The 10,627-nt window shown below is 33.1% G+C and carries 6 protein-coding genes; 4 read left to right on the top strand and 2 right to left on the bottom strand.

Annotation, left to right across the window (positions count from 1 at the left end):
• Nucleotides 1-85 precede the first annotated feature (85 nt).
• From KEM10_RS18575 to KEM10_RS18565, 3 genes are all read left to right on the top strand, one after another.
• Nucleotides 86-1,195 carry a serine hydrolase domain-containing protein gene (locus KEM10_RS18575; RefSeq protein WP_212217852.1) on the top strand — a complete coding sequence of 370 codons (1,110 nt, stop codon included), beginning with the start codon at nucleotides 86-88 and terminating at the stop codon, nucleotides 1,193-1,195.
• Nucleotides 1,196-1,384: 189 nt separating this feature from the next.
• Entirely contained in the window at nucleotides 1,385-2,686 is a 1,302-nt protein-coding gene (locus KEM10_RS18570; RefSeq protein WP_212217849.1) for a Shedu immune nuclease family protein, read from the top strand.
• Nucleotides 2,687-3,493: 807 nt separating this feature from the next.
• Nucleotides 3,494-4,072 carry a hypothetical protein gene (locus tag KEM10_RS18565; RefSeq protein ID WP_212217847.1) on the top strand — a complete coding sequence of 193 codons (579 nt, stop codon included), beginning with the start codon at nucleotides 3,494-3,496 and terminating at the stop codon, nucleotides 4,070-4,072.
• Between the two features lie 226 nt (nucleotides 4,073-4,298).
• Here KEM10_RS18565 and KEM10_RS18560 read toward each other — a convergent pair whose 3' ends face one another.
• Nucleotides 4,299-5,513 carry a BamA/TamA family outer membrane protein gene (locus KEM10_RS18560; RefSeq protein WP_212217844.1) on the bottom strand — a complete coding sequence of 405 codons (1,215 nt, stop codon included), beginning with the start codon at nucleotides 5,511-5,513 and terminating at the stop codon, nucleotides 4,299-4,301.
• Between the two features lie 1,084 nt (nucleotides 5,514-6,597).
• On the opposite strand from KEM10_RS18560, the gene KEM10_RS18555 reads away from it, so the two are divergent.
• Nucleotides 6,598-7,254, top strand: a complete 657-nt coding sequence (locus tag KEM10_RS18555) for a DNRLRE domain-containing protein (protein ID WP_212217840.1) — start codon at nucleotides 6,598-6,600, stop codon at nucleotides 7,252-7,254.
• A 496-nt stretch (nucleotides 7,255-7,750) separates the two neighbouring features.
• Here the strand turns inward: KEM10_RS18555 and KEM10_RS18550 are convergent, their stop codons facing one another.
• On the bottom strand, nucleotides 7,751-10,507 hold the full coding sequence (locus KEM10_RS18550; RefSeq protein WP_212217838.1) for a substrate-binding domain-containing protein: 2,757 nt from the start codon (nucleotides 10,505-10,507) through the stop codon (nucleotides 7,751-7,753).
• Nucleotides 10,508-10,627: the final 120 nt, after the last annotated feature.

Genomic DNA, 10,627 nt, shown 5'->3' with positions numbered 1-10,627 from the left:
ATAACACCCACTAAACGCAAAAACAGAAACCGCTCTTATATTCACATATAAGATCAGTTTCCATTTCAGCGCCTAGTTAACCGTTGTGGGTAATGAAAAACAACGCACTGCAAATAAGATGAAAAGATATAAGATTATAAATATCGCCATGATAATGTCACTAATTTTAATGACAATAAGTTGTAGTGACTCTTTGAATAGTAATTTAAAATATTCAGCACCTGAATTAAAAGGTTATTCATCTCAAAAACTTGATACTTTAAGTGACTTCTTAGATAAAAGCGGTACTTCATCAATGATTATTCTTGTTGACGGTGATGTAATTTTCGAGTATGGAAATACGACTAAAAAACACTTGATTCATTCGATTAGAAAATGCTTACTTAACTCATTGATTGGAATTGCAGTTGAACAGGGCAAGATTGACACTTCAATGACTTTAAAAGAATTAAACATTCAAGATATAGATACACTTTCTGCCACTGAACAAAATGCAAGAATAGCTGATTTATTAAAATCAAAATCGGGAATCTATCATCCTGCTGCTGCAATGTCTCAAGGTATGATTAACAGTCTACCAAAGAGAAATTCAGATAAACCAGGAACTTATTACTACTATAACAATTGGGATTTTAATACTTTAGGAGCAATTTTAGAGGAAAAGACTGTAGAAAGTATTTACGAACTATTTCTTAAAGAGATTGCAAATCCAATCGGTATGTCTGAGTATAAAGGTGAATATGTAGTTATCGATGGAGATGACGAAAATGTTGAGATGCCCAAAGTGGATGGATTTTATCAATACGAAAAGAGTAAATCAAAATACCCTGCTTATCATTTTAGAATGTCTACAAGAGATTTAGCTCTTTATGGACAACTTTATCTAAATAATGGAAAATGGAATAATAAACAGATTATCTCGGAAAGTTGGATAAAATCTAGTACAACACCAACTTCCATCTATAATGAAAAATACAATTTAGGATATGGTATGTTGTGGAAACTAAGGTTAACTGATGATAAAAAAGACATCGTTTCATTCTATCATACAGGTGTAGGAATACATATGCTTGCAATATATCCTGACTATAAAATGGTTTTGGTACATAGAGTTGATACTGAAAACGATTATGATTATGAAAAAAACAATATTTATAAAATGCTTGGACTTGTAATGAATTCGAAAATTGAATAATGATAAAATCACTACCCACAACAATAAATATAGGTCATTTGGCGGATAGTACTAAATTTGAGCATGTTAACATTTAATAAAATGTACTGCGGTTTGATACTTTGGAGCCTTAAAATGCCAAACGCCCCATATTATCAACGTTGTGTGTAATGTAAAGAATCGTCCCAGAAAACAATAAAACCTAAAATAATGGCAGTAACTGAACCAATTAGAGAAGAAAAAGAAATCAAAAAAACTGCTACGATGATTGTTTATGAATTCATCGATTCAGAAAAGAAGATTCAAAAAATTAGTAAGGAAGTTTACCGACGAAGAGACTTAATAGTACATTATCCTTGGGGTTTTGATGGAAAAGAAAAGTACCCAAGCATTAATAAAATAATGTATGAGGGATTTGAAGGTAAATTACCTGTTGGTACAGTTAAAGTGGCAACGTTTGGTTATGGATTAAATAGTAAACTAAAACCAGTAGGTGATTTTATTGGGAAAGAGCTAAAGGTTGAAACTATTAGAATAATAAAAAAGGGTTCAGCAAAACTAGATTTAGCCAAAAAGGAAATACTTCTAACTGAATCAGATTTACGTAAACTATATGATATTTTTTCCGCTAAACTTGACCAACAATCTCAAGACAGAGCAAATTTAGCTCATCATTTATTGAAAAACATATTTCCAAAGGAAATTGAAGAAGTTGAACTTAAGTACGTAAAAAACTCAATAGCTGAAACTATTGCTACATGGGGAAGCTCAATTGATGAATTTTCAGACAAAGACAAAACTGCGATTAAAGAAATGTTTGATAAGTTATCTGTAACTGACGATTTCCTTTCTGCAGAAACATTATTAGATACAAAACAGAAATTAGATGCTAAATACATAGAAGATGTAATATCTGAGTATAAAACCTTAATGGGAAGAACAGCCGATTCTGATGCTACTGAAAAAAAATGGCAAGAGTTTTTAAATAAACATAATTGGATTTTTTCACATATATTTTCTTTCCCAATTATTCTATTTCAAGACGAAGCATACGTTGGAGGGAAAAACTTATCAAATAAAAATGGGAAATTGAATGACTTTTTAGTGAAGAACAATCTAACTGAAAATGTTGCATTCATAGAAATAAAGACTCATAAAACAGAATTAGTAAAAAAGGGGAAACCCTATCGAGGTTTAGATGTTTATGGTTTAAGTGATGACCTGTCTGGAGGGATTTCACAAGTTCTTAATCAAAGAGATAATTTCCAGAAACATTACTCTGTTATAAAAATGGAATCCGAAGAACCATTCGAGACCTATAATTCTAAGTGTGTTGTTTTAATGGGTGAGATTAAAAAATTGGATAAGAAACAATTGAGGTCATTTGAACTTGTACGAAGCAATAGTAAAGATGTTGAAATTTTGACATTTGATGAGCTTTTAGATAGAATTGAAAGTCTTCAAAAACTGATTCAAGGTAAGGTAAAACCTAAGCGAACTAAGAAAAAATAAACACTACACATAATCGAGTAGCCAGCCCCACTAGCAAACACTAGCAGGAAGAAGCTCTCACACCACGACTTTTTACTTTATAAAAAGTACGTACGGGTCTCGTACTGGGCGGTTCGACACGTATCAATACAATGCTCTTTATACCATTGCACCTTGATTGTAGTTTTGAATAGGGCTAGTAAACTCGAAGTTTATACCCCTCTAAAGAATTTCCAATTACGTATCGTTCAGCGCTTCATCAGGTAAGACTTCTGTATTATTCTTTACAGCTTGTTTCTCCTGACTACTATGGCGTCTGACTTCGGCATGAACTCAGCCGAACACTGACTGCTCCGCTCTACCAGCGCGTGGTTACGGAGCTCTCCCCAGGTAAGAGCACAATCCTTCAACCTATGCGTGCCGCATCTACTAACTAGGGATTATTGGCTTCGGGCTTTGCAATGATGTGCTTGCTTACCCTCCTTAACCAGCCTTATACGCGGTTTGACTGCGTCGATTTTCAATTCTGTTCGTCAGTACAGGTTTTTGTAGTCGATATTGCTCATTATTCAATCGCAATAGTCTTCACTCCCAAGGTCACCCCTGACCAGCTTGCAGCTTACTAACTGACTTCGCCAACTTGCCAGTAAGGGACTTTCACCCTCTGGATTATTTTGAGTACTTTGGTACTCGTGCTCATGCTGGGCACACACAATGGCTAACAAAGCATAAGCTTGCCGCAGGCGCAACACAAGCACACTGAGCATAGCCTGGCCGTTGAGGTGCATTAAGTGGTTCAAATATTATAACCTAAATAAAACCCAAAATATGAATGTTATAGAGAAAGAAGCAGAACAATTTTTCTTCAGACTATACAATAGTGGGATGGTAAATAATCTTGAAAATTTAAAATCAATTATTACGACAAAGTTATTTGACTTTAATCGCGATAGAGATAAGTTAGATTTCCTTAAGATAATTCGAGAAGAAACTATCAAAGATAAAGAAGAACATGCCAAAGGGTGTAATGGAAACTGTGGATACGAGAAAGAGCGAGAAATAGGAATCTTTGTTATTGACCAAGAAATTGATGATATAAATAGGTTCTATACTTATGAACCTAAAAATAAAGACAAGTTTGACGCAGAAGAAGAATCTAAATTGCATATCAAATTGAATGAGATTATAGAAAAACTTGAAAGACAGGGATGTGGCCAAGAGGTTATATTTAATGAAATTGAAGAATTAAAAAATCATTTTAATTTGGGTAAAACCAATTGGTTCCAGTTGCTGAAAGGGAAGTTGTTTGATTTATCCAACAAAACACTAGAGAAAGCTGTAATTAAAGAGATTTATGAATTTCTTAGTGATGGATATGATGCAGCAGTTAAAATAATAGAAAATTAATGACACCACATGTAGGGAATAAAGCATGGCTCGGTCGCCTCTTCCTGACTGTTTTGTATAAAAAATGGTAGTAGCTAATTTGTTTATATATCATTAAAAATCCCGAACAGGCTAGATCTTTATCCAGGATTTGAAAATATATGGATAGGTAATTAATCATAGTGTGAGTAATTAGACAAATCACCTATCTCTTCAAAATTCTTATGAAGGAAACTTCAAACATTGCTTAGAATTTCTCGTTCAAACCCAAATAAAAACCTTGCGCACCATATTCACCAAAAGCATAATCAATAGTAAGATTAGCTCTTGACTTTTTATTAATCATTACGCGTAAACCTGCTCCATAACCAATATCTAAATAATCCAACAGATTGATATTATTAGTTCTGCTGCTTGCTGTTGTTCCGTTTACAAAAACAACACCTCCTAAAGTTTCTTTATTCTTTTGCAACGGGAAACGATATTCAGTCTCAGCATACCAAAGATCTTCACCTCTGAATCGTCCCTGAGTATAAGCCCTTCCTGATGTTCCGAATTGATCCCACCCAACAGAAGGTAAGTCAAGGTATGGTACGTCGCCCGAAGTTACAAACCAACCATAGGTCCAAAAACCTAACATATGCCGTGGACGCTCCTCACTAAAGTGAACGTAATCGCGATATTCAGCCCATAATATGCTTGATGACTGATCACTTCCCAAAAACTCAGGATTAATCCGAAGATTAACAAATGCATATCTACCTGAATATGGATTGATGGCATTATCTCTACTATCGAATAAAACATTTAACGATACCCCTGAAGTTGTATACTCAGTATCAGAAAAACCTTTAGCCTTCTGGTACAGATAATGACTTGTTAATACTGGTGGATCACTTTCCAAATCAAGTAGATTATCAACAACCTTATAATGATAATCGAAATGATAACCTACACCATAAAATAATCGTGTATCCTGATGTTTCCTCAGCAACGTTTGATGAAGCCTTAAAAAGTTAAACTCCATTTGTTGAGCTGTTTTAATCGTTTGACTAAACTGATTATCATCATACTCAAATCCGCCATCTACTACTTTATTGGAATTGGGGCCTGTTCCTAAACCAAATGTTGGCTGCGATGTAATAAAATATCTCCAGTCATTAAGAAGGTTCCATTTATCATTACTAAAAAAAACATTGGTTTTGGCCGTAATAATTAGTTGCTTATTGGTAGTGTAAATTACCGTACCTAACCCTGAAGAAATACTGGTATTTAATTTGTCACCCATATACCAACTAGCTCCGGGCGCTAAACCATACATAAAACCATTGGTTGGATTAGAAGCAATTACTGGCAGGGGAATGATTGAAAGATTTTTCTCTTTCTTATCCTGAGATTTTATACTATTAATACTTATAAACAAGGAGAGGCAAACAAGTAATATTGTTCTATTTGTTTTCATAAGGGTAGAGTTTGTTGAATAGTAAAATGTAAAAGTAGAACATTAAACAGATATATTCAATCCCTAACCCAGCATCATATTAAATTGCCACTTAACAATATTATGAAACGAAAAAGCTCACAAACACGATGGTTTATGAGCTTTTGACTTGTTTTGATTTTTTTATCGTCGGGGTACCAGGACGATACACCTCTACCATAAACCGTTTATTATCTTAACCTTACTAATCTATAATTGCTGAGGTCACCTTGCAGGTCACCCACTCTCGTAAACCATTGTTTACCAATTCAATAATACAAAATATTAAAATCATATGCAATAAATGACACTAAAACATTTCTAAAAAAATAGCATCAAAACATTTACTCTAATCAATTATATCCATATCAAATAAACAGGAATATCTTAGGTCTATTAAATGATTAAAGAAATTGTTTCACTTTGATCGACCATTAAATACAGACTGTATAAGGCTAAGTATTTTATTGATTAACATGATAAACCCAGTTTATATGAGATACAGCAATTAAAATTTGATTTCTTAACGCATTACATATTTGACAATCAATTAATTATCATCACTTTTTCCGTTACAGATTCTTTCCCATTTATAATCTGTAAAAAATAAATCATAGCTCTTTTCCTTTTTACTAAGGCAGATTCAAATAGTGACAAGTTGGCCAATAATGGTGTGATCTTTACTTCTGTGAGATTTTAATGGTATCTATGTATTATTTAGTAAGGGTTTGAGGACTTCGTCATTTTGAAATTTTAAACATAGAGTTAATTCGATAAAATCCAAACAATTCACAACCTGAGAGCTTCTTCACTTCATATACCTTAGGCTGTTATAAAGTATTTTTATATCCCTCTTGAATTTCTTGAAAAAACACTTGTCTAAAAAAAATGACAACGCTTTCCACGCAGGAATAAAAAGTGGTTGTTTTGATCGTCCAGACAACTTAGTTAACTTTGGGTCAACTCAATTGGTTATGAAATCATATGAAGCGAGACACTTTCCTATTAGTATTTAGAAGAATTATTATAACGACAGAATAAATATTTTAAACTTTACAAATTACACATGAAAAAAATGAAATTTATTTTGATTGCTGCCATCACTTTGGGAGGTATAACAGCATGTCAAAAAGAAGATTCTACACCAACAGAAAAACACCTTGTATTGAATTTGCAACCTGATGGTGAAACTGGTAAGGATGCTGTTTTTAGTAAAATAAAGCCAGATAATAATTACGGTGATCTAAAAGACATTCATCTTTATGCCTGGACCCAGAATGGCGGTACAAATATAAACAGGGTAGCGATCGATTTTGATTTATCGGCTATTCCTCAAGAAGCACAAATAGACAGTGCTTTCTTGTCTTTGTATTTCGATGATGATTCTAACTATGGAACTGAACATAAAGGAGACAATAGTTTCATGATTCAACGAATTACGTCCGACTGGGATGAATCAACTATTACCTGGAACACTCAACCAAACACTACCGAAGTTAATCAGGTAAACGTTTCAAGTGCATCATTACCAACACAGGATTTTACAGATATTAAATTAACCGACCTAATTATTGATTTATTTGAGAACAAGGATAATAGACATGGTTTAATGCTTAAACTGGAGAATGAAGTGGTATACAAGTTATTGCTGATTGCATCCAGTGATAATCCTAATGAGACCATTCGACCTAAATTGGACGTGTATTACTCGATTACAGAATAGTAAATACACTGGTTGATCTCAACAGAAGCGAGTAATTGATTTCATATGGAGTCTCAAATGTTGCTTATCAAACCCGACAATCGACAAGTTGTAACCTAAACTTCATTTTTTCCATCCACCCTGATTAGTATCAATCCCCCAAAGAAGTACGACAGTAATCGTACCTCTTTAGGGGATTTAGCTAGAACAAATTTTGAAACTGGTGTAAAACCAGTAAAGAATATTCACACAGTATTAATGACAATAATAAATTAAACATTTTCAAGCTGCTTTATTTTCTCAGTTCGATAATTATAGGGACTGGAACATCTAAAATATTACATAGGATTAAAACTCATTACATGTAATTTTCGGGAATATTTTCACAATAAATAATTCTACTTGAAATAACTTATTAAAAATATGGGTAGTATGAGACTGCTTCTTATTTAGTTCAAAATCTAAAAGCAATATCTAAATTATAAGAAATAAAATTAACACCTCTGTTAATTTCGCCTTATAAATTATCTCTAAATTCAGTAGGTGACATTTTAAATTGTTCCTTAAAACATTTCGTAAAATATGACGGAGACGAAAATCCAACCTGATAGGCAATTTCTGAGATTGCCTTTTCACTACGCCTTAATAATACCATAGCCTGCTTTAACTTTATCTGGGTTATAAATTCACTGACCGACAGTCCGGTAATTTTTTTAATTTTTCGATATAAATGAACCCTTGACAAGCCCAATTCGCTGCTTAAATCTTCAACATTTACTTTTTCACTATATTCATTATCCAATACTAAATCACTTATCCTCTGAAGCAACCTCCTATCTATTTTGCTAATTCCTTTATCTTCCTTGGGATTAATTAAAGTCGCCTGATATTTTTCTTGAATTTTTCTCTGGGCATCAATTAGTTTCCTTACTCTTAAAATCAGATGCTGCTTATTAAATGGTTTAGGAATATAACTATCAGCACCTTCTTCCAACCCTTCCAACAAATGTTCAAGAGATGATTTGGCTGTAAGAAGCACTATTGGGATATGGCAAAACCTTAAATCACTCTTCACTTTTCTGGTAAGTTCCAGTCCATCCATTTTGGGCATCATCACATCACTAATAATAATATCCGGGCCCTCTTCTTCAATTATCTGGAGAGCTTCAACACCGTGTTCTGCTTCTAATATGATATAATGATTTAAATCAAAGCAAGTTTTAATGTAATTTCTCACATCAGGTTCGTCTTCGACGATGAGCAATACTGCTTTCTCTTCATTGAGCAGATCTAATGTTTTTTCTGTTCTAATATGATCTTCTATTGTATTCGTTTCCTGAAAATCTGCATAAACCGGCGAAATAAAATTCTGTTTTTGCATATTTATTGAAATCATTTCTTCCTCTTTTAAATGAGTATTTCCTAATGGCAGTTTTATTATAAATGAAGTGCCAACATTTAACTCACTTTGTACTTTAATTTCACCCTTATGCAATAGAATTAACTCTTTAGTCAATGACAAACCTATTCCTGAACCGTCATAGGAGTTACTTTTATTTACCTGATAAAACCGATCAAATATCTTTTCTAATTCATTGGTAGGAATTCCCTCTCCATGGTCTTTAACTTCTATTTTGACCATATCTTCCTCACCAGTAATAATAATCTGAATGCGTTCATTTTTTTGTGAAACTTTTATCGCATTTGAAAGAAGATTGAACATGACTTTATCCATCTTATCCCAGTCGAACCACACTTTTATTTTTGGATCATAACAAGTAATTTCCAAGCTAATTTGTTTCTGCTTTAGTACATCTGAAAAACATTCCTTAATTCCCTTCATAAAGTCCAGCAATACATACACCCCTGCCTTCAATTGCATTTTACGGTTTTCAATCTTCCTGAAATCCATTAACTGATTAACCAGACGTAACAAGCGAACTGCATTCCTGTATATAATTGAAAGTTCTTTATTTAATTCCGATTTTGCATCTGTTTTAGTAATCAAACTCTCTAATGGTCCTATTATCAAAGTTAAAGGAGTTCTGAATTCATGAGAGATATTGGTATAAAAACTCAATCTTGATTGTGTTACTTCCTCTAATTGTTCAGACATCTGTTTAAGATCAACATTCTGCTTTGAGATAGACTCTTTTTGCTTTTCTAATCTATAATTAGCTATATTCTTATTCTTCAGAGCAATGAAGAGTAATATAATTAAAACGATAACTAAAACCAGGGAAAAAAGTAATACAAAAAGTAATAGGCGTTGAGTCTTGTATCGTCCTCCTAATAAATCTAACATATCTTTAGATCGGACAATGTCATTCTGAAGATTTTGAATGGTATTATACTGAAGACGGGTTATTTTAACATTTTGATTATTAATTAGCGTTGTTTGTAATAAATTATTTTTATTAAATAGCTGTTTTGAAAGTATTTTTGATGCCAATACAATAGCTTCCTTACCTCCAGTTGGATATATAAGTGTGGCATCTATTACATTCTTTTCAACCAATTCAATTCCTCCACCCGCTTCCGGTGAACCATCAATTCCTACAATAACAATATCATTATCAGGCATAACCTGCCTGACTACTTCACTTGCTGCAGCAGCCAAAAAATCGGTATGCGCATAAATTGCACTAATTTTTGAATTACTTTGTAGTTTAGATGGCAAACTATCAAGTACCACCTTGTTGTTCCAATTGGAATATACTTTATCTATAATTTTTAGGTGAGGATATTTAGAAATTACCGTTTCAAATCCAACCATCCTTTCAATAGCCGGTGATGAATTTAGCGAACCTAATATCTCAATAATATTCCCTTCCCTTTTTAATTTATCCGCCAGATAAGTCCCTGCGGTATTTCCTATTAGCACATTATCACCACCCACATAAGCCGTGTAATTGTCTGAATTGGTTTTTCTATCAATCAAAATTACCGGAAGCCCACTTTGATAAACTTCTTCCACCAGAGGTTCAATTGCATCAATTTCTATGGGAGCTACTATCAATAAATCAATTCCTGCAGCTACTAATTCTCTTATTTGTCTAATTTGGAGCTCAGCATCATCTTCTGCATTCTTAATGATCATCTCCATATCGTTGTGAAATATCAATTCGCGATACATTTCACTTTCCATTTGGGCGCGCCAATCACCAGAAGAACATTGAGAAAAACCAATCAAATATTCCTGATTTGCATATATTGACAAAGAGAACAATAAAGCAATTACAAGAAAGATACTTTTATATTTTAATGTATCCATACCAGGTAGTTTAAACCATTAAAAAATTGAAATACATTATTTACTAAGGGCATCAACAGGTTCTTTTACTAAACGTCATCTAATATAAAAAAAATGCAGCAAGAAACCCTTACTGCACTT

The organism is Carboxylicivirga linearis, assembly GCF_018271995.1.
Taxonomy (GTDB): domain Bacteria; phylum Bacteroidota; class Bacteroidia; order Bacteroidales; family Marinilabiliaceae; genus Carboxylicivirga; species Carboxylicivirga linearis.
This window is presented reverse-complemented; position numbering and strand designations above follow the sequence as displayed.